The organism is Moritella sp. 5 (assembly GCF_018219455.1).
Lineage (GTDB): Bacteria > Pseudomonadota > Gammaproteobacteria > Enterobacterales > Moritellaceae > Moritella.
This window is the reverse complement of the sequence record NZ_CP056122.1, coordinates 1,698,410-1,720,147: the sequence shown is the minus strand read 5'-3', so window position 1 is coordinate 1,720,147 and position 21,738 is coordinate 1,698,410. Positions and strand designations below refer to the sequence as shown.

The following is a 21,738-nucleotide window of genomic DNA, read 5'->3' as shown; positions in this document are numbered from 1 at the left end:
AAGACACAGAATAGAATAGAATACATAGTTACAATAAATTAATAAAAAGTAATTATGATAACGAGAAAGTAACAGCAACAGATAAACTAAAATTGGTGTGCTAAATAAATTAACAAGCGTGCTATCACTTGCTGAAACAGTACTCTACCTAGATAAGAACAGTACTCTACCTAGATAAGTACAAGACTCTAACCCAATAAATAAAGTATCATCGACTGATATATTTGAGGCTTCAATGATTAAAAGAATAGGTGTTTTAACAAGTGGTGGTGATGCACCAGGCATGAACGCAGCAATCCGAGCAGTTGTACGTGAAGGCTTACATCTTGGCTTAGAAGTTTACGGTATTTACGACGGTTATGCCGGTTTACATCAAGACCGCATTGAGAAACTTGATCGTAAATCTGTTTCTGATGTCATTAACCGTGGTGGTACTTTCTTAGGTTCTGCACGCTTCCCTGAATTCAAAGAAGAAAGCGTACGTAAAGAAGCAATTGAAAACCTTAAAAAACACAATATCGATGCACTCGTCGTTATTGGTGGTGACGGTTCTTACATGGGTGCGAAGAAGCTAACAGAAATGGGCTTCCCATGTATAGGTATTCCAGGAACAATTGATAACGATATTCCAGGCACCACTTACACCATTGGTTTTGATACTGCACTTAACACGGTTGTTGACGCAATTGACCGTTTACGTGATACCTCAACATCACATCAACGTATCTCAATTGTTGAAATCATGGGTCGCTACTGTGGCGATTTAACCATGGGTGCAGCAGTTGCCGGTGGTGCAGAATTCGTTGTAATTCCTGAAAAAGGTTATGATGAAGCTGAACTGTTAACCCAAGTCAAAGCGGGTATCGAAAAAGGCAAAAAACACGCAATCATTGCGATGTGTGAACATGTAACGAATGTAGATGCACTGGCTAAACATATTGAAGCTGAAACAGGCCGTGAAACACGTGCGACGATCCTAGGCCATTTACAGCGCGGTGGAACACCAACTGCCCGAGACCGCATTATGGCAAGTCGTATGGGTTCTTTTGCAGTTAAGCTTTTATTAGAAGGCGAAGGCGGCCGCTGTGTGGGTTTAATGAACTCACAAATGGTTCACCATGACATTATTGATTGTATCAACAATATGAAACGCCCTTTCAATCAAGAACTGTTTGATCTGTCTGATTCGTTATTCTAAGCAGGCGTTTAGTATTGATATTTTAAGATTAGATATATTTTAAATGGAATATTAATAATGCTAGAAGGCCGACCCGCTAAAATAGCGAAGTCGGCCATATTACACTTATTTAAAAATATTCAGCGTTATAGATAATCTTTTAATCTATTCAGCAATACGGATACTTAGTTCTGCATTACCAAAGCCAAGAGACTCCAATTCATCTATGTCAAAGTTATCTAACACTTCGATAGAGTCGGATAGTTTCATCATTACTTGACCCTCAGGAACGGTTTCTAGATTTGTCAATTCTGTAGACCTACCAATTTCAATTGCACCAGCATATTGAGATTTAGCATAAAAATCACCAGATACATAAGATTTAAACGGACGCAGACTTTTTGCTGTTGTGTCTTGCATATTACTCAGCCCGTTTTCTGTAATAGCATAACTCCAGTCCCACCATTTTACTTCACCTGGAATATAGCGGTGATCCCACTGATACCTAATATCTGCTGATGGCTCACTACTGCGTCCCATACTAAAAGTGTGGCTTCTGTATGGACGGTCTTCAGGGTGAGTATTCCACGCATTACCTTCCCAACGTAAGAAACCATTAAAGTTCGTATCATAACTAATTTTTGCATCAAACTGATAAGGATAAGAGATATCAGAACGATAAAGATCTAAACGAATAGGTAGTTGGGAATTAGCTGGAATCATTGGGCGAGCCTGTAGTGAGACCTTGTGACTGGTTGAGCCACCATTGGTATTACCAAAGCTCTGATTAGCTCCAAACTCGATAGTCAGTTTAGTTTCCCCTACCAGGGGCCACCCAAAGGTATTTTCTGTTATAACCTTCTGTGAAAAAGCATATGTGTTTGTTTTACTCCAACTAGTAGACTCATCGACAGTCAGGTCAACGACTACCTGCTGAGGAATATCACTATAGTTCCGAGCCATGACAGATATTGTTTTAACCAATTCTCGATCAGATTCAACCACATCGCCATGCGAAAAATTACCATCGTCAACGGTATAAGCAAAGTTGTTAATCGTTATTTTTGTCTTCTCATCACAACGGTAACCAGAGCATGAGCCATTATTATTTCCTTGGATAAGCCATTGGTCACCAGAGCGAGTGACATCCATATCTTTGCCAACGTATGAACTATCGTTCCCACCAACCCAGGCATATCCGAGATAATGTGCCAAGTAGCTTAAAGGTCGCACAAAGTTATCGTAATCATTAACCAAAGCATACTGGATATCGATCTCATCGCCTTCAGGTATCGTTTTCATCGAGTAATTGGGAATATCACTTTGGCCCGACAGAGGTACGCACCAAGTCTGTACTGGCTGATTTTGATTGGACTGCTCTTCTTTAATAGTACTATTATAGCCAGACCCCATAATTACCCATCTACCTTGTAGACCTATTATGTCCGACGGTCCCATCTTTGATGCAAAATAATCTCTGTGCGTTGAAGCTTCGAGATGATCAACAGGACGATATCCAGCGCGACAAACATCATCACCAAGTGAATCAAGAACGATCTGATCCGTATAGATCTGTTCAGCTCCAACACCACCAGAAACTACTAGTAGAATTGAAGTTGAAAGCAGATTAAATGTTTGTATCTTTATTTTTTTCATAATTAACATTTCCCTTTCATTTATATTTATAATGTTAAAAACACTTATCATTGTTCATATTGAACAATGATATATATATATATTTTCATCAATACAACATCCACAGTAATAATTTTAATTCTCATTAAAAATGAGCCTACATACCTGCACGACTGTATTCAAAGTCATTTTTAATCAGGTGGTCGGAGGTTTATGATGAGATAAATATAAATGATGGAACGTAAAAGTTCATGAGTATGAAGGAGAAGGTATAGTGCTTAGTAAAAACAAAAAGGCCAACCCAATTTAAATTGGGTTGGCTTTTTCAAACTCAAGATCTTGTGCGTATTTATACATCAGCTCTTCTAAGCGCACGATCTCTTTACTCAGTTCTGCTGGGGTAAACACTGCATATGTCGCTTTCTGTTCGGCAATATGCATCATTTGTTGCTCTGGTGTTCTACCTATATTTAACCCATCACCGACCTTCTTCTTCAGTCCTTTTGGTATAATGGCATGCTTCACGTTATGTTCATGCTGCAAAGCACGGCGACGCTCAGTTTCACTAATGGCTTTATCCATCGATTTGGTGATGCGATTAGCATATAAGATAGCTTTACCTTCGAGGTTACGAGCAGCACGGCCAATGGTCTGGATCAGCGAGCGTTCAGAGCGTAAGAAACCTTCTTTATCGGCATCTAAGATAGCAACCAAAGACACCTCTGGCATATCTAGACCTTCACGTAGCAAGTTAATACCAACGAGTACATCAAATACACCTAAACGTAGATCACGGATGATCTCGACACGTTCAACAGTATCAATATCAGAATGTAAATAACGAACCTTCACGCCATGATCGGCAAGATATTCAGCTAAGTCTTCAGACATACGCTTAGTTAATGTCGTTCGAAATCGCGGGAGGCTTTCGTGACTCACAATCCGGTGGTTTATAGCCTAAACAACCAAAGCATAAAACGCAAAAAGCAAATACGTCTCCATATTTACTTTTGGTATCACAACATAAATTAAGATATTTTATTGATGCCAGCGATACAAAATATAATCTGTTTTTAAATTATTTAACGCAGAGACAAACTCTTCACTTAAAAATAATGCACTGTTATCTTCATTTCTAAAAATATGGATATCATCACTAATATCATCTACTGCAGTATCATAATCGCTAATGATATAGACATGTGTGAAATTCGAACGTAAATCATCTTTTTTCAATTCAACTGCGCCATCAGACAATTCAACATTATGAGTTAAATAACGCGATAAACTGCCCACCATGTCGTCAATAATATAAATCTTCGGGAAAAGATAAAAATCAAAAACCAAAAACCAAATCAGGCTCTACAGGTAACATGCCTTTTTTTTCTTTCACTGGGAAGTTAGCTAATGTATCGACACTTAATTCAATAAACTTTCTCATTAATATATCTCCGGAACGCGACCATCATCAGACACAGGCCGAATACTTAAACTCGAATTAGCAACAGTCTCACGATAAGCTATCAACGCTTCACCTAACTCTTTTGATACAATAATTCTGTCTGGCGTTTCTTCTATAATGAATAGCTGGCGTTTGTACTTAGGTAAAGCACTAAGAAAGTTAAAATCTAGGTATATCGAATTTATAAATTTATGCCCAGAACGAAAAGGGTTATCAGTAATATCACTTTTTCCCATATCTGCACACGCTTGGATATTTTCAAGCGACAACAGAGTGAAATCACCTTTTAAACCCTGTTTATCTGATACTTCAGCGGGTAGATATAAGCATTTATAAGGATTAAATTTCGCGATTATTTTCGATATTGCTTTACTACATACTATTTCACCAATGAAGTGGAAATCTCTTGTGAATTTGATGGAAGACTCTTCAGTAACAACAATATCTTTTGCTACGCTAGTTTGAGGAGAACCTAGATCACAAAAATACTCAGAACGATCATTTGTTATTAATGCGCTATTATTACTCATAAAATTTTCTGTTATTAAGTAGTATTCCGCCATCTTCTATCCTAGCTAACATAGGTATAACACAAATAAAAAAGCAAATACGTTTCAATATTTGCTCTTCAATATACATCTACTTGCGTGAACAACTACACGTCTCGAACCCAAACGTCTTTTACGCGCGCAGCTTTTAATACATCAATCACGCTGTTATGAATAACCACAACACCGAAATCTTCTTCTAGTTTGAAAATAAGGCGTTCTGCTAATGGAACTGATTCTAGACGCGTGAAATCAAGCTCAACCTTGTCTAAATCAAGCCAGTTCAGTTTACCAAATTGTTTTTCTTCGTTGGTTAAACTGTACGTTTGATGAATATATGGCATACGGTAGTTTTCATGTACTTTAATATCATCATCTTCAGGTTGACTCGGAGAGCAATCAACACGGGCATCAAGCCACTCAACACCGTGTTTCACCAAGGCTTCAACTTTGGGTGAAATATCATCGATGATAAATAACTTAGGTGAAAATGTCATTTCCAATAATAAGTCAGGTTCAACTGGCACAATTGGCTTTGCTGATTGTTGAAAAGGGAAATGAGCGAACTGTGTTTTTGATAAAAGGTGATATTCGTTTTTCATTTAGTTAGACCTTAAAATTTTGGAGCTTCTTGATTTATATCTAATTTTGTTTTTCTTAAATCACTAAACTGTTCATCATTTTCTATTAAATCAAAAATTTCTTCACAATAAAATGTAGCAGTTTCCGCACCTTTAACACGATATAAAATTCTATTTTCTAGTGGTAATGCTCCCAATTTTTCTTCAGACAAAAACAAAACCAATGTTAACATTTTGTTACGCTTAGGAGATTTTTGTAGAACTGACTTGGTATCGTCCATAACATCAATAATATTGTTTAGAGCTAATATATACCGATTTTCCACAACACCATCTTCCAAAATTAGTTTTGCGGGATAACATTCAATACCAAAGGGATCAAAACTCATGACTAACTCTGCAAACGCCTTGCTAACACACAGATCACCATTGTCAGCAATGTTAGTAACATCAGCTACCAATCCTGTTAAATCTTCCCATTCGATAGGACTCAATGCACTAGTTGGCTCATAATTATTCTTGCTATAAAGATATTCTCTTCCATCAATACAAGTGAAGCTTGTTCTTGCAGAGAAATAACTCTCCGTGATAATTGAATAATTCATTTTAGATTCCATTAAATATGTTCTTGTACTGTATATAACCTTACACCTGTATAACAATATCTTTTTATTACGTCCTTCGGTAATATTTTTGTATTACTAAGCACAGAATAGTGATCATGCCTTGCATTGGCTTTTCGGCAATAGCTACAACCCTTTTGATTTGATTCCATATGGCGACCTCTAGAAATTAAATGTAATTTAAAGCGACCAATTTCAGCAGCGATTTCGATTGATAGTTCATCGAGTGTATCAACAAAGTCATCTTTATTGTCATCGCAGTCTAGGTTTTTTAACACTTTAGCAAGCATAGAACCAACTACTCTATGATAGCCTTTTAAATGACTAACCATATTAATATCATCCTGAAGAATTGTTGATTTATCTTTATCTGCTTCTTTATGCAAATTTGCTTCTAATTCGGAGATATCAGAATCAATAGTTGATCCCTTCTTTTCAGAATAAAATTCTTCTATCTTTCTGTCCGTATGTCCGGATTTATGTAACGGAACTTCATAATGACAGGCCGATTGGTCCATCATAGGCAAAAAAACTAAATTAAACGGATAATTAATATCATACCCTTTATATACAATTTGCTTTTTACGTGTTGACGATAGTTTTGCTGCAACTTCACATGAAATCAAGTGATGTGCCGCGATCGCTTTAGCCTGAAAATTTAGCGGATGCTTTTCACGTTTTGTTTTAATCTTACTAAGGCTTGAACGTTTCCATCGGCCTTTATTTTTTTGAATAGCCATCTTTATTCTCTCGTTACATTATTAGAGCTTCTTTACATTGACCTTTTTTCTTACCCGCAAGCCGTCGGCAAACCTTACAACGAATATCTTTCTTATCCTTCTTCTCATTCGCCTTAGTCTTATTACTACCCGCTTGCGCTGTGCCACCCGTGTGATGCTTCGTTTTAGCTGGATAAACTTTCTCTGATTTACCTAGTACACGTGCAAATAAGTCGTCAAACTCGCCCATTGCACTTTTTAGTTTATCCACTGACATCTTGTCGAATATTTTGATTTCGTCACCCAGTTTAAGAAATTGTGATGCCAGTTCGTCTGCGTACGACGCCATCTCTGTCGCTATTTCAACGCAGGGTTTTAATACATTAGACAAGATTTTGCTGATGTCTTTTGCATATTGACCCCAGTCTAAACCAAGTAAAAACTTCTCTGGGTCACCCTTACCGAAGGCGCGGACGATAGCCAATAAATCGTCTTTTTTGGTCTCTTTACCTGTTTTAAGCACGACTTTACAAGTGCCTTTTAGCGCACTACCAAACAGTGGGATGCAACCAATTAAGGTGAACGACAAGGCTAACCAATTTTCAGGCTTATCGCGCCCCTCTTCATCCATCATATTAAGGATATTGGCGGTTAAATCACGTATATCACCGACTTGATCAACCACAGGGATCATCGTTAACGCAGCGTTCGCAATAATTTGTTCAACCGACGCATCATCATTAAAATCACCTAATATAACGCCCCATATCCACGTTCCGCCGTTTGAGGCTTTACGCCAAGTGCTCTCCCAAAAGCCCACCTCACCGCGTTTGGTGTCTTCAATGATGGTTTGTGCATTGGCTTGCCCGTCAAACTTAGGGTTGACTTTGGTTGGCTCGTTGGGTTTAAATTCGCGGCTATCTTCGCCATATTCAATGGTAAAAGCACCGGGTGCAACACCACCTACAGCTACTTTTCCATCATTACCTAGCGAACCTTCAAAAGCTGCACCTGCTTGATCAACTAAACTATAAGTAGCCCCCTGAACAGGATCGCCATCAGCATAAGACAAGAACAAATCAACCGTATAGGTGCCTTCTTCATCAGCAGTCACAATGACCGACGGATTTTGTGCGCCGCCCATACACATGGCATTGCCTGTCTAAATAATAAAAAAGCAAATACGTTTCCATATTTGCCCTTCGGTATACATCTACTTGCATAAACGATTAAACGTCTCGTACCCAAACGTCTTTTACGCGCGCAGCTTTCAATACATCAATTACGCTGTTATGAATAATCACAACGCCGAAATCTTCTTCGAGTTTAAAAATAAGGCGCTCTGCTAACGGAACTGATTCTAGACGCGTGAAATCAAGTTCAACCTTGTCTAAATCAAGCCAGTTCAGTTTACCAAATTGTTTTTCTTCGTTGGTTAAACTGTACGTTTGATGAATATATGGCATACGGTAGTTTTCATGCACTTTGATATCATCATCTTCAGGTTGACTCGGAGAGCAATCTACACGGGCATCAAGCCACTCAACACCGTGTTTCACCAAGGCTTCAACTTTAGGTGAAATATCATCGATGATAAATAACTTAGGTGAAAATGTCATTTCCAATAATAAGTCAGGTTCAACTGGCACAATCGGCTTTGCTGATTGTTGAAATGGGAAATGATCGAACTGTGTTTTTGATAAAAGGTGATATTCGTTTTTCATTATTTCAACCTTAAAATTTCGGTGCTTTTTCTTTAATATCAAACGTATAAGCGGTTAATCCTGAAGCCTTCCCTTCTAACGCTATTTTATACAATGCATTATAAATCTCTTCAGAAAAGAAAAAGGTATCAGTCCCTTCAGGTCTAAATATATGCCGTTTCGCCTCAGGTAGTGCTTTAAGTTTATCTTCAGATAAATACAAACGAATAATTCTAGTCCGCTTAACATCAACTTGATCTTCAATCGACACATCATAACCATGTTCTTCTGGATCATATTTTATGGTTTTTGTAATTATTTTACTCTGTTTCTCATCTACAACATCAACAATGTTATTAATTGCTACGACATAACGTTGTTGCTCTGACATACCATCTGCGCAATCAAGTTTATTTGGATAGACTTCTATTCCATAGGGGTCAAAGCTCATAAATACTTCAGCAATCGGTGCCGTTACACTTAAGTCACCCGAGTTTGTTATATCAAAAACCCCGAAACTGACCATTGATTCATCTTCCCATATAATCGGGTGAATCGATGAGCAAGGATGATACTCCATGGTACTATATAAATACTCTCGTGCATCAGCGACCATAAACATCGCATTGCTTTCCATTAAATCTTCATTAATTACGGCGACTTCCATTTTTTACCCTTGCAATTCTGATAATAAATTTAAACGATCTTCTGCTTCATTATTAACGTAAGCACTAATAACGTAATCTGATAACCAGAGTCCTACTGTTCGCTCTTTTGTATGTTCGCGATCACCACACCCAGAGCTATTACAGCCATCTTGACCACTGGCAAAATCATAACCAGGATTACTAAGCAATAAGTCAAAATCTGAAATTAAAGAACAGATATCTTCAGATAGCGAATCAAGATATCCCTGATATTCTGAATTACTTTGATTACATTTTAATTTTTTTAATACAGTTAAAAATAAAGAACTCACAACTTTATGGTAGCCTTTGGTTTTTTCTAATTTTTTTGCATCTGCATTATACATCTTGAGTTCATCTTCAGTCAGGTTATTCCCTTTACCCTGCGCTTTATTGCCTCCGAATGGGTTATCACTCTTCCCTACAGCCTTTCCTTTTTCACTATTATTGTAATGCTTAATAATTTGGTTTCCGGTATGACCACTTGAATGCCACGGCAGTGCATAATAACACGCGATTATTTTCGCCTTACTCTCATCTTTACTTGGTAATAAAACCAAGTTTTTATGCTTGTCAAAATTATAATGATGATCATGCATTTGCTTTTGTCTTGGTGTTGATACCTTATAAAACAAGCTATGACTAATTAAATGATGGCTTGTTAGTGGGCAATAAGATGATAGTAGATGAGCATCTATTTTTGCTCCATCATTAAGCTTACCTCTTTTGCTAATTGCCATATAACATCCCTTCTTTTAGTTTATTTTTTATTTTTACGGCCAACGCAATGTCCTTTCTTCTTGGACAAAATGTTACCACATGATTTACAACGCTGAGATTTCTTATCCTTCTTCTCATTCGCCTTATTCTTATTACTACCCGCTTGCGCTGTGCCGCCCGTGTGATGTTTGGTCTTAGCTGGATAAACTTTCTCTGATTTACCGAGTACACGTGCAAATAAGTCGTCAAACTCGCCCATTGCACTTTTTAGTTTATCCACTGACATCTTGTCGAACATTTTGATTTCGTCACCCAGTTTAAGAAATTGTGATGCCAGTTCGTCTGCGCCCATGCGGTCTGCGTACGACGCCATCTCTGTCGCTATTTCAACGCAGGGTTTTAATACATTAGACAAGATTTTGCTGATGTCTTTTGCATATTGACCCCAGTCTAAACCAAGTAAAAACTTCTCTGGGTCACCCTTACCGAAGGCGCGGACGATAGCCAATAAATCGTCTTTTTTGGTATCTTTACCTGTTTTAAGCACGACTTTACAAGTGCCTTTTAGCGCACTACCAAACAGTGGGATGCAACCAATTAAGGTGAACGACAAGGCTAACCAATTTTCAGGCTTATCGCGCCCCTCTTCATCCATCATATTAAGGATATTGGCGGTTAAATCACGTATATCACCGACTTGATCAACCACAGGGATCATCGTTAACGCAGCGTTCGCAATAATTTGTTCAACCGACGCATCATCATTAAAATCACCTAATATAACGCCCCATATCCACGTTCCGCCGTTTGAGGCTTTACGCCAAGTATTCTCCCAAAAGCCCACCTCACCGCGTTTGGTGTCTTCAATGATGGTTTGTGCATTGGCTTGCGCGTCAAACTTAGGGTTGGCTTTGGTTGGCTCGTTGGGTTTAAATTCGCGGCTATCTTCGCCATATTCAATGGTAAAAGCACCGGGGGCAACACCACCTACAGCTACTTTGCCATCATTACCTAGCGAACCTTCAAAAGCTGCACCTGCTTGATCAACTAAACTATAAGTAGCCCCCTGAACAGGATCGCCATCAGCATAAGACAAGAACAAATCAACCGTATAGGTGCCTTCTTCATCAGCAGTCACAGTGACCGACGGATTTTGTGCACCACCCATACACATGGTATTGGCTTTGTTCATGGTCATTTGATCAGACAAACGACACACGCCTTTACCTTCAATTTTCACCGTTGCGGAGGCGGTAATAAATTTGGCTTCGGCCTCAATAGTGCCAGAGGCAACACCTTTCTTGTCCCCTCCTGCATCACCAGCACTTTTAGCAAACTTACAGCCTTTAATGGCAATACTATTTCCGCCATCCATTGTAACAGTCGTTGAACCATCAGCTAGATCTGCTGACTCAGCGTTATTCCCATAAGGAATAGGTACGACAGCATTCCCGACTGTGGTTAAGCAAACATCTGGTATCGTTGCACTCGCTTTACCTCCCGATCCCAAATGAACAACACTCAGTCCATCTGCACTAACCGTTACACCCATGATTACCCACCTTTATCCGTAAATATCGAGAAGTTGTTTAAAACGTATATCAATCGTTAAATATGTCGCCACGTACATACCAATCACCAATAAACTTGTCACGGCTATAGTTACTTTTGGTGGTAATACTTTTTTCAACGGCTTCGTTAAATACTTGGCTTTCAAATTAACCAACTGCGTATTTTCCTGCTCGACTAAACGATCATGCTTAACCAAGTTATAAATAGTATTACCAATTTCAACTAGCTTTTCGTTACCACGATCTTCACGGCCATAACGACCTTTAAAACCCAATTGCAGTAACAAATACAAAAATTCAATCACGTAGCGGTATTTTTTAGGATCGTTTTTAAGCCTTTCTAAAATAACAAAAAACTTATCTCCCCCAGCCGTTTCATTATGGAATTCTGACAACAAACTATTTTGGCTCCAGTTACTGTTAGCCCCCCACTCTTGTCTGCATACAGCTTCGTCAAACGTAGTACATAAACAATAACGAATAACCAGAATACTGGCACGGTCAACTTCCATTTCGTTAAGCTTTCGCTCACCTTTACGGATTTCTCTTCCGACTTGCTCACGAAATGGATCTAAGTCATCGACCCAAGGGATCGACTTCATGCATGACAAACTCGCGATAAGCCAAGAAAACTCATCAATAAGCGGGTTAATACCCATTTTTTTAATGTCTAAATCACCAATCGCGATATTACGAGACAAATCTGGACTGGGCATAACCTCCATCGGTTTACCCGGTGCAGGTTGAAACAGGACAACAGTAACGTCATCGTCCACATAACTCATAATTTAACCGCCCACAACTGCAAGGATAAATTAGAAAAGTCACCCGCGATATGAACAGCAATGGCAGCAGAACGCGTTAATGCTTGCCACTCAGCACTCGATTTATCCAATTCAAAATAGGTATACCCGGCATGGTACGGCAACTGTCGTGGAACAACAGGCATTGGTTTAATGCCAATACCAGGGAGTTGTAGATTGATCAATTCACGGATATTATCCATCGAACCAATCTTAGTTTGTGCAATAAACTTGGTGTGTAATACGTCTAATGATACATCAGCTTTAACAGCCAATATAAGTGTTGTAGATGTAATAATACTTGAATCAGGGATAGGAGCAGTTCGAATACCATAACTTTGTTCTTTCAAGGTTAATGGGATTGCGCGTTGCTCTGACATCACGCTTAATGTCAATTTAATGTCTTGTAGAATCCCAGATAAGCACTCCGTTAATGCACCGTGATTGTATTTTTCAAACTCTCGTGGACGTCTTGTCGTTGAACATAATGTGGCAAGATCACCTTCGGCTTGCAACAAGTAACGATAAAACGTTTCTGGGTGAATACCTTCTACATGCGTGAAGTGCCAAAATAAGGGTTCTAAGCGGTTTAACGTTTGAAGTAGCATAAAATCAGCGACAGAAGATACACCTTGCTGATCAACAGCACCTAATCGCTGTACGATTAATTCTGCACGATGATGCAGCATAGAAGCAAACTCAGTAGTAAACTTAGTTAACACTGTCGATGCTTTAATATCAATACATGTTGGAATGAAACTCTCATCTAAGACGACCGTACCATCTGGTTTAACTTCTAAAATCTTGAAGATAGGAATTGACGTATAAGCACTTTTATCTTCATCGTCATACAGTAATTTGAATGTCAGTTTACCAATCATAATGTTGGCCATATCTTCACTGCCATAACACGCATCAATAGCATCCTGCGTTGATTGGATATAACGAGCATTACTGCCCGGTTCACCAAACAATTCATCACGAACAGAAGGTAGTGGGCAACATAGATAAACAATTTTGTCCACAATTGATGAATCAACGTCTCTCACATCTGGCAAGTCGGCAAGCAAAGGTAATTCAAATGGTGTTCGGTCCTGCAGTATGCCCTCTGCATGGCTAATACCTATCTTACCCAGCCCAAGTAAACTGTCATTCACCACAATTTTTTTTACCCCCCAAAGTAAAGGGGTAGCAAATATATTCAGCATACTCGTGGCTTTATTATTATGTCGTTCAAGTTGCTGAAAATGTTGAGGCTTCATGAACATTCCATCTTGCCACATAACGGGATTATAAAGAGACATTGTGTAATTCCTTAGAAATAATTTTGTTCAATACCACGAGTACTTCCTGTAGTAAGTTCACTACCTTCAATATGTAATTTTAAAAAGTAATTAGTCTTTTCTTCGATTATTTCTAATTGACGCCATGACGAACCATCAATGTTACGAAAAGCGGCAGAAAATCCAATTGCGCGTGTCATCGGGTCAAGCTTAATAATCTCATGAATCTTTTCGTTAGGCTGAATTTCGAATTCATAGCGTTTTATATATTCGTCACCAAGCGCATCTTTATCATTTTCAAATAAAGCAAAAAAATCTAGGCTACGAAACAGAATTGGTGACGTTAGTTCATGTATACGTAAAATAACAGGCGATGATTGCCCATTGCTTCGGAGGTTAATTAGGCTCGCAGTATCAATATGTAATTCGATTGATGACGTTTCAGGTGTTATTCCTGTTGACTCTTTAAACTGTTCCCAAATAGAACAGCCTTGTAACAAGCATGACGCTATAAATATAAACAGTAGGTTACGCATTTTCCACCTTCAAAATTGTTGTATAATGTTCTTTTATTTTTTCATGTAAAAGTGCATCGGAAGAATAAACATCATCATTTAATTGCGTCCGATAGTGTTGAACATATTCATTCCAGACCCTTCGTTTTGTTAAAAATGGTTGTTTATTTGTAAGTGTCTCAGAAAAAGCCACCGGGTCATATTGATGGGCTTGTCCTACCACTAAACTAGTAACAGCTTGATGATAATGTGTATGATGAGAATCTAATTCATCGCTCACTTGCTGTAACAACTCCAAAGGCGACAAAACCTCTTGCTGGTTAAGTGAAAGCATTAGTCTAAGGATATCTTCACTTGGTTTTTCACTATTATCTTCAGTTGTGTCTTTAAATAAGGATACAGTTCGTAAATCCTTGTTCATTTTGTCTAAGCAAAGTCGTAAACAAGCCCCCATTTGATTTAATAACTGTGGGGTTCGATCTTTTAACTCTAAATCATGAATACCTACGCCCTTAAAGAAAGCTTCAATACTCTCCGAGTCTTCGGAATACGGCTTCATGTTCACGTACGGTTCTATCCGCTCGACTTCATAAGCAACCTCTTCGACATTAGGCGCAGGTATAACGCTTAAATCAGTGATCTCAACATCCGGTATAATAGTTGGCTCGGCGACTTCAGATTTAAACTCATCCATCACATTAGCAGTACTATCCGCCATCCAGTCTTCAGGGATCATATTAGGCATATCAAATTCAGAATGTACACTTTCGGTATCATCAGCAATCTGCCGTTCTATACGAGGCTGAACTAATTTTTGCGGAGTTTCATCATCCAATAACCCGATTGATTTCTCCATACTAAAGTCGATATGAGTGACAGGATCATCGCTATTAATATCATTACCTTTAGTTTCAATAAACAAATCTTCAATTATCCCCTGCTCTCCCAAAACACATTCTGTAGATGAAACATCTAAACATGAAAGGGGATCATCCTCAGTTGAACTCGGGTCAATATCAATCGCTATATCAATATTTTTAACCATATTTTCTAGTGACACAGAAAATTCGTACCTTCCCATCACAATAAAATCATCTTGATGTAATGCAATCGGTTGATTTTTGAAAATCTTATTATCGTTAATAAATGTGCCATTTGTACTTGTGTCACTTAAGTAATAAGTACCGGCATAAAAGGTAACTAATGAATGATTCCCAGAAATATATTTATTATGGTCAGACAAAGTAACAGTACAACTAGGGTTTCTACCAATTTGTCCTCCATCCTCATTCATTTCGATATGTTTATTACCCGAATATTCTTCAGGGCAATTAATTATATGTAAAGTTAATTGTATGATGCTCACGAACTTACCTAAAATAACAACGTTAAAGAAAACTCAATGCCACCTAGCCCATTATTAAACGAATGGTTATATAAGATTTCAGGGACAAGCTGTAAATGAGCATTTGGATTACTACCTAACTTAATGACAGTCCCAACACTAGCGACTAAACCAAACTCAAATGCCTCGATGTCCTCTAGTTGGTCACCATATTTAATACCATCGGAATCAACTTGCCAACGCTCTGAATACTGCGAATAACTGGTAGAAATCCCAAGCCCTAAAAGTGGGGTCATCCAGCCCCAATCAGCTACTGCATATTGAGGAATAACTCTAAATTGAAGGCTTTGTACTTCTTGATATACACCGTAAATGCCTATACTTTGCGATCCAAGATTACTCTGTGCAGGTACTTCTGCTGACAAATAATTAAGGTTAAACAGCCAACGCCAACGATTATTATTTTCATCAATTGGTCTGGAATGTACTAATCCAAATTTAATCGTATTAGTTTCATCTGTACTCCCCTCATCAAATTTAACACTATCAATGTTGAAATATTGAGCAGACACTCCATATCGCTCACCTTTAGCAAAAGCAGATTCAGTACAAACCATACAAAAAGAAAATAATACTAATACTAATACAATTGATAGCCTCAACATTCACACCTTAAACATCATTCGAATTTAGTGGAAAGATAACATCAAAAACTTCAATTTCAAGAAAATAATCCAGAAAAACCAATTATTTACATAATGAACACCTCAATAGTTATTATGCCTAGTAAATCAGTTATTTTGACCATGACCTCGAAATTAAACCACAAAAAAATAACCATAATTGGTTACCTATGGATTGGTATCTGTTAAGGTGTGATCCGATGAGTTGAAAATTTGTAAAGGACTGTAAATGACCGTAAGCTACTGTAAATTATTGCTATTTTTTTGTTTGAAAACTTTATTTTTATGCATGTTTCTTTAATTTCCAGGCTATTAGCTGCACCGTCACAATTTACTTTTAATTACTAAAAATTACTTTACCCCTTGAACATGTGCTTAATACTTTCGGATAAAATGGAGTTAATATTTTAAAATGTACTTTTCAGATTTTACAAGACGCCCAATAAGCAAATCCTTTCCAGAGGGAGAAAACACAAATAGACTTGATACGTTTACCGAACTCAAAAGACAAATAAACGAGCTGAGTCGAATTTCACCTAACGTCTCATGGAAGAAGATTTATTCCTTGTCAGAAGATATTTTGACAAATCAAAGTAAAGATTTTAGAAGTGCTTGTTACTTCACAACCGCCGCTATCCACACTCAAGGGCTTAAAGGACTTGTCAATGGTTTAAGTGCTATACACGATTTAACGCTCGTATATTGGTACAGCGCATACCCTGAATATACTAAAGAAAAAGCCAGAATTAGTGCTTTTGAATGGATGATAGAACATACTGTAAAACGACAAAAGAGAATGACGGTCAATGCAGACGACCTTATATTAATCGAGATCGGGCATAGACTAACACTCAAAATTGAAGAAGAACTAAAGTCCCATTATGGAATAAAAGCCCCCTCTTTAGGCCCTATTCGCAGAATTTTATCCCAATGGCAAGAAGAATTAAAAGAACGCCAAATAGAACAACATAAACAATCAAAAACTCGTACTATAAATGTCGAAGATATTAAAAGCGTTATTAATACCAATACAATAACAACGCCCTCACCTGAAGTGTCCATGAATGAAACAGCAACTAATATACCTAGTATCCCCGGACCTAAATTATTAAACAGTAATAAACCAATCATAATTAGTATATTGATACTTATATCATCCATGTACTTAGGCTTTAAAAATTATCAGCAAGAGCAACAGTTACAAACATTTAAAAACGCCAATTTGGATGAGTTTTCTTCTCTAATTCAAAAGTTAACACATAGCCCTAAAAAGACTCAGCGGGCATTAAAAGAAATTGTTTTCAATAAAAGTACTGATTTCTTCAAAAATTGGGCCGAAGATCCACTGAAAATAAACAAGATGGATAGATTAGTTTCAATCATTACTTCTCTTGAAGAAATATACCCAGATTCAATTACGTTTCAATCTATAAAAGGTAGCTTTGACAACGATAGATACAACCTAATTAATAGCTATGTAGGTATTAAACAGCAATTTAATAGTGCCAGAACAATCATTGCAAATGCTCAATTAACATCACCATCATCATCAGTTACAAAATCTTATAAATTTAGTAATACATTGTTTCCACTTCTTGGTCGTATTGAATACGCCGAAAGCTCACTGAAAATTGATGATATAAATAAAGCCCAATATATACTAAATACCTATCAGTTTAAAATTAATGCACTGCTATCAGAACGTCAATAAAGTTTATTTAACCAAACTAAAAATAATAGAAGGAATGTATGTTAAAGTTTTATAGGAAGCCATTATTTATTTCATCATTGATTGCTATTCTAACAATCTGTGGATTATTAATAGTAAGTTTATGGCTGGGAATTGACCGTTCCTCAATATTTTTTATGTTACCGGTCACCATGATAATTGGTTTATATATAGCATTTAATATTTCTATATTTTATAAACGCAGAAAATCATCTAAAATAAATCACATTGAAACAGAAAGTGAGATACTGACCTATACGTTAAAAAACTTAATGGACAATTCAGAAAAAAAGCCCCTCTACTTACTTCTTGGAAATAAATCAAGTGGTAAATATACGTTTTTAGAAACATCAAATTCGATAAAGCCACTAGACAAGAAAAAAACATTATCTAACGATTTTTTCACTTGGATGGAATCTGATAGTGCGATTTATTTAAAGCCTAACCACAGACTTGTTTTTCAAGAAAGCGCTGCGAATGATGGCGAACTTTGGAAAGTATTTATTAATCAATTAATACGTTCAAACCCGAGAAAACCGTTTTCTGGTTGTTTATTATGTTGGGATTTAGAACATATTATTGTACATGAAAATGATCATCTAGATTATACGATGAATATAATATCTTCTCGTTTAGAATATATTGTAGAAAAAATTTATAGCGCACTACCTATTTACATAATAATTACTAAAATTGATAAACTTAATGGATTTAATGAATTTATTAATCATAGTCCTCTTAAATCAAATCTTGAATTTTTAAACATCCCGCTAAAAGACGCGAAAGGTGCAGTGGCAGATTTTTATCGAGATAGCTTTAATAATATAGTTAAAACGATGGAAAAAAGTGCATTAGATTCAGCCTCTCAATGCAATGATGTTGAAGAAAAAAAGGCCATTATTTCATTTCCTAAACAATTTGAGCTTTGTAAAAACGAAATCATGCGTCTGGTAAATCAATTAAGCCAAGTAAACCAAGGCATTTATAATCTTGATATCAGAAACCTATTTTTCACATCAGGGTTACAAGGTGGACGAAAATATAATTTATTAGCAAAGAGTTGCAGCAATTATTTTAATTTACCCATGATTGCATCTGAGCATATGCAATTACATGAAACACCATATTTCTCTCGTTTTTTGGTCGAATCTCAAATCCTACCTGAAGCAAACTACGCAGGTGAAAACAAAGTTTATCTTCGTAAGTTAACCCGGAATAGTTATCTCACTCTTTCAGGCTGTACTTTAATCGTTATTTTAACCGGCTACATGCTACAGGAAACATTAATCAGTAATATCAATGTCATCAATAATTTGATATCGCTAGAAGCTAACGGTGACGAACTTTCAAGCCAACAGCACAGTTCAGATTTGAATAAAGAATTAAGTAAAGCTATCGCTAACATAGATCCAATATATGACGCTTGGATAGCGAGTAACAAAGCCCTTGAGCAAGAGGTTTCATCATTAAACCTAAGCCAGCTAGATGCAGCAACACAACTCGCTTATCAGAAATTAATACTTGATGTGAATGAAATACTCATCCCTATAATTGAAAAAGCTTATACGCAGGAAATTAGCCAACAACAAAATGACTATAACGAATCGTTAGCGTTACTCAAAGCATATTTAATGCTAGAACAAGTAGATAAAAGAGATATCACTTATTTAAATAAACAGACCAATAAAATATTAACGGATATTATATCCAATCAAAATAATGTCGAAAAGTCATCAAGATACTTAACAACATATTTTAAAAGTGATTTTCCTGCTGTGACTATTAATTTAGATTTGGTTAGATCAACAAGACGCTATCTATTATCAAAATCAAAAGTTGACATGGTGTATTCTGACATTCTATCACAAGCTAATGATATTGATTTAGGCTCGTTAGATATAGCCAGAAGCATCGGATTCGATTTTGATAATGTGTTCAACCCTCGCTTGAACAAAAAACAAATTACCATAAACAAAATTTATACATCAACGGGATTTAGTACATTTTATCGTCCGCACACTGAACTGCTATCAGAGAAGATCATTGCAGATGACTGGGTACTCGGTCTATCAAATAATACTGAACCAACAGAGCAAGAATTAGATATATTTAAAGCTAAAGTACGTAAAAAATATGCAGATGACTACATTAGTAAATGGAGGCATGCACTAAGTGAATTAAAAATAAAACCATACAGTAATATTATAGATCTTACTGATTCAATAGATCTAATCTCAGGACCGTCTTCACCATTAACGACGGTATTGAGACAGCTCTACGCAAATACCAAACTATCACCATCGAAAAAAGAGCTAGAACGACTTAACTCAAAAAATAAACTCATCAATAAGGCATTAGAAAAAACAACTGATATCGCAGAAAAAACATTTAAACCAGACTACTTACTTATGGCTCGAGTCGAGCAAGCCTTTTTCTTAATTAACCGATTACAAATAAGTGAAACAGATGAATCACCAACACCTTGGGATGAAATACTTAAAGCGCTAAGTCAAGTAAGAACTTACATGAAAGATATTACAGACTCACCAAATCGGCAAATGGCTGCATTACATGCAGCTAAAAAAAGAATGACCATTACCGAGTCAGATCCTTTGATAAGACTAAAACAGATAGCACAAAAATCACCAGAGCCAATCAGAACTTGGTTGTTAGACATAGTAAATCAAACATGGGCAATGATGCTTACAGAGGCCACAAAAGGCGTAGAACAGCTTTGGCTAAGTTCTGTTTACAGTAAATTTGAAGTAATTGGTATCGATAGATATCCATTTAATCGACAAGCAACTAAAGAGATTTCCTTAGAAGAATTTGATAATTTCTTTGCAAATGGTGGTGTCCTAGATAGCTTCATAACGCAATATTTAGCTGCATTTTATGATACCAACTTATGGCAAGAAAAACGGGTGGATGGAGAATATTTACAGCTATCTCAAGCATTAATAGTACAGCTTAAAAGCTTTAACATCATCAGAGATACACTAATTGATCATACGACAAATTCATTCAAAGTCCCATTTAACATAAAAATCATAGACTTAGACTCTAGCGTAATAAGAGCCAGAGTTGATATTGCAGATCAAATTATAAATTACTATCATGGCCCAAGTAAAGTCAGAGAGCTTGTTTGGCCTCCGAAAAGTGGAACTTTTGCCGTGAACTTAACAATTCAAGACATAACAAAAGAAGGTAAACAGCATATATTAAGCAAAAACGGGCAATGGGCTTTATACCGTCTATTTGATGATAGCAATATAATAATGTCTGAAAAAGGTGGGTTCACAAGCGAAATAAAAATTTCAGGGCGTGAACTTAAGGTCATGATACAACCTGACTCACCTAATAACCCATTTACACTTCCTGAATTATTTAACTTTAAATTACCAAAAACAATAAAAAAAGTTAATTAATTACATTTTAATCAAATCTAATTAAATGGATTGAAATTCAATGAACGCTACAATTTTAGCAGAAAAAACAACAATTGAGAATTTGGACAAATTAGATCGTAAAATAATTTCTATTTTATTATCAAATGGTCGTGAATCGGTAGCAAATTTATCTCGAAATATAGGTTTATCAAGAACAGCGGTTTCTGAAAGAATAAATCGCTTAGAAAAGTCAGGGATGATTAGGGGCTACACAGCTCAGTTACAAATCGACAGTAAAGAAAGGCTGGCGGTTACATACTTACTTATAAGCTGTATTAATGGCCAACGCAATGAAGTCTCAAGAATATTAAAAGGAGTCCCTGAAATCAGGAGCACGTGTATAACAGGTGGCGAATTTGATATAATCGCAAGATTAGAAGCGTCAACTTTATACCACATTCATATTCTGTGTGACAACATTGAAAATATTACAGGTATTAAAAAATTACAAACATCGATTGTATTGCATCAAACCGTAGACCGATAAAGCAGTAACTATTAACGCT

General features: G+C 36.8%; 20 protein-coding genes and 1 pseudogene. 4 read left to right on the top strand and 17 right to left on the bottom strand.

Annotated elements, in window-relative coordinates; translation table 11 throughout:
* Window positions 1-235: 235 nt before the first annotated feature.
* The gene (gene pfkA / locus HWV01_RS07755) at window positions 236-1,198 is read left to right on the top strand and encodes a 6-phosphofructokinase (RefSeq protein ID WP_211674831.1); all 963 of its coding nucleotides are present in this window, start codon (window positions 236-238) and stop codon (window positions 1,196-1,198) included.
* A gap of 144 nt (window positions 1,199-1,342) precedes the next feature.
* Here the strand turns inward: pfkA and HWV01_RS07750 are convergent, their stop codons facing one another.
* From HWV01_RS07750 to HWV01_RS07670, 17 genes and pseudogenes are all read right to left on the bottom strand, one after another.
* Window positions 1,343-2,833: an aerolysin family beta-barrel pore-forming toxin gene (locus tag HWV01_RS07750; protein ID WP_211674830.1), complete on the bottom strand. Its 1,491-nt coding sequence runs from the start codon at window positions 2,831-2,833 to the stop codon at window positions 1,343-1,345.
* Between the two features lie 285 nt (window positions 2,834-3,118).
* Window positions 3,119-3,721, bottom strand: a pseudogene (locus HWV01_RS07745) (helicase-related protein); the annotation flags it as partial.
* Window positions 3,722-3,850: 129 nt separating this feature from the next.
* The gene (locus HWV01_RS07740) at window positions 3,851-4,111 is read right to left on the bottom strand and encodes a hypothetical protein (protein ID WP_211674829.1); all 261 of its coding nucleotides are present in this window, start codon (window positions 4,109-4,111) and stop codon (window positions 3,851-3,853) included.
* Window positions 4,112-4,252: 141 nt separating this feature from the next.
* A complete protein-coding gene (locus tag HWV01_RS07735; RefSeq protein ID WP_211674828.1) occupies window positions 4,253-4,837 on the bottom strand; it encodes a hypothetical protein in 585 nt (194 codons plus the stop codon).
* Between the two features lie 92 nt (window positions 4,838-4,929).
* Window positions 4,930-5,424 (bottom strand): hypothetical protein, encoded by a 495-nt coding sequence (locus HWV01_RS07730; RefSeq protein WP_211674827.1) that lies wholly within the window; start codon window positions 5,422-5,424, stop codon window positions 4,930-4,932.
* Between the two features lie 11 nt (window positions 5,425-5,435).
* Window positions 5,436-6,008, bottom strand: a complete 573-nt coding sequence (locus tag HWV01_RS07725) for a hypothetical protein (protein ID WP_211674826.1) — start codon at window positions 6,006-6,008, stop codon at window positions 5,436-5,438.
* Window positions 6,009-6,019: 11 nt separating this feature from the next.
* The gene (locus HWV01_RS07720; RefSeq protein ID WP_211674825.1) at window positions 6,020-6,766 is read right to left on the bottom strand and encodes an AHH domain-containing protein; all 747 of its coding nucleotides are present in this window, start codon (window positions 6,764-6,766) and stop codon (window positions 6,020-6,022) included.
* A 13-nt stretch (window positions 6,767-6,779) separates the two neighbouring features.
* Window positions 6,780-7,889: a hypothetical protein gene (locus HWV01_RS07715; RefSeq protein ID WP_211674824.1), complete on the bottom strand. Its 1,110-nt coding sequence runs from the start codon at window positions 7,887-7,889 to the stop codon at window positions 6,780-6,782.
* Window positions 7,890-7,974: 85 nt separating this feature from the next.
* A complete protein-coding gene (locus HWV01_RS07710; protein ID WP_211674823.1) occupies window positions 7,975-8,469 on the bottom strand; it encodes a hypothetical protein in 495 nt (164 codons plus the stop codon).
* Window positions 8,470-8,479: 10 nt separating this feature from the next.
* A complete protein-coding gene (locus HWV01_RS07705; RefSeq protein WP_211674822.1) occupies window positions 8,480-9,115 on the bottom strand; it encodes an imm11 family protein in 636 nt (211 codons plus the stop codon).
* A 3-nt stretch (window positions 9,116-9,118) separates the two neighbouring features.
* A complete protein-coding gene (locus tag HWV01_RS07700) occupies window positions 9,119-9,874 on the bottom strand; it encodes an AHH domain-containing protein (protein ID WP_211674821.1) in 756 nt (251 codons plus the stop codon).
* A 20-nt stretch (window positions 9,875-9,894) separates the two neighbouring features.
* Window positions 9,895-11,406, bottom strand: coding sequence for a PAAR-like domain-containing protein (locus tag HWV01_RS07695; protein ID WP_211674820.1), 1,512 nt, complete (start codon window positions 11,404-11,406; stop codon window positions 9,895-9,897).
* A gap of 12 nt (window positions 11,407-11,418) precedes the next feature.
* On the bottom strand, window positions 11,419-12,210 hold the full coding sequence (gene icmH, locus HWV01_RS07690; RefSeq protein WP_211674819.1) for a type IVB secretion system protein IcmH/DotU: 792 nt from the start codon (window positions 12,208-12,210) through the stop codon (window positions 11,419-11,421).
* Window positions 12,207-13,532, bottom strand: coding sequence for a type VI secretion system baseplate subunit TssK (gene tssK, locus HWV01_RS07685; RefSeq protein WP_211674818.1), 1,326 nt, complete (start codon window positions 13,530-13,532; stop codon window positions 12,207-12,209). The genes icmH and tssK overlap by 4 nt, the downstream gene beginning before the upstream one ends.
* Before the next feature lie 11 nt (window positions 13,533-13,543).
* Window positions 13,544-14,047, bottom strand: coding sequence for a type VI secretion system lipoprotein TssJ (gene tssJ, locus HWV01_RS07680; RefSeq protein ID WP_211674817.1), 504 nt, complete (start codon window positions 14,045-14,047; stop codon window positions 13,544-13,546).
* The gene (locus tag HWV01_RS07675; RefSeq protein WP_211674816.1) at window positions 14,040-15,392 is read right to left on the bottom strand and encodes a type VI secretion system-associated FHA domain protein; all 1,353 of its coding nucleotides are present in this window, start codon (window positions 15,390-15,392) and stop codon (window positions 14,040-14,042) included. The genes tssJ and HWV01_RS07675 overlap by 8 nt, the downstream gene beginning before the upstream one ends.
* Before the next feature lie 8 nt (window positions 15,393-15,400).
* Window positions 15,401-16,036: a hypothetical protein gene (locus HWV01_RS07670; RefSeq protein WP_211674815.1), complete on the bottom strand. Its 636-nt coding sequence runs from the start codon at window positions 16,034-16,036 to the stop codon at window positions 15,401-15,403.
* Between the two features lie 430 nt (window positions 16,037-16,466).
* Here HWV01_RS07670 and HWV01_RS07665 point away from each other — a divergent pair, with 430 nt between their 5' ends.
* From HWV01_RS07665 to HWV01_RS07655, 3 genes are read left to right on the top strand one after another with little or no spacing between them, the layout of a single operon-like run.
* The gene (locus HWV01_RS07665) at window positions 16,467-17,765 is read left to right on the top strand and encodes a type VI secretion system ImpA family N-terminal domain-containing protein (protein WP_211674814.1); all 1,299 of its coding nucleotides are present in this window, start codon (window positions 16,467-16,469) and stop codon (window positions 17,763-17,765) included.
* 38 nt (window positions 17,766-17,803) lie between these two features.
* On the top strand, window positions 17,804-21,211 hold the full coding sequence (gene tssM / locus HWV01_RS07660) for a type VI secretion system membrane subunit TssM (RefSeq protein ID WP_211674813.1): 3,408 nt from the start codon (window positions 17,804-17,806) through the stop codon (window positions 21,209-21,211).
* A 40-nt stretch (window positions 21,212-21,251) separates the two neighbouring features.
* Window positions 21,252-21,719 carry an Lrp/AsnC family transcriptional regulator gene (locus HWV01_RS07655; protein ID WP_211674812.1) on the top strand — a complete coding sequence of 156 codons (468 nt, stop codon included), beginning with the start codon at window positions 21,252-21,254 and terminating at the stop codon, window positions 21,717-21,719.
* Window positions 21,720-21,738 lie beyond the last annotated feature (19 nt).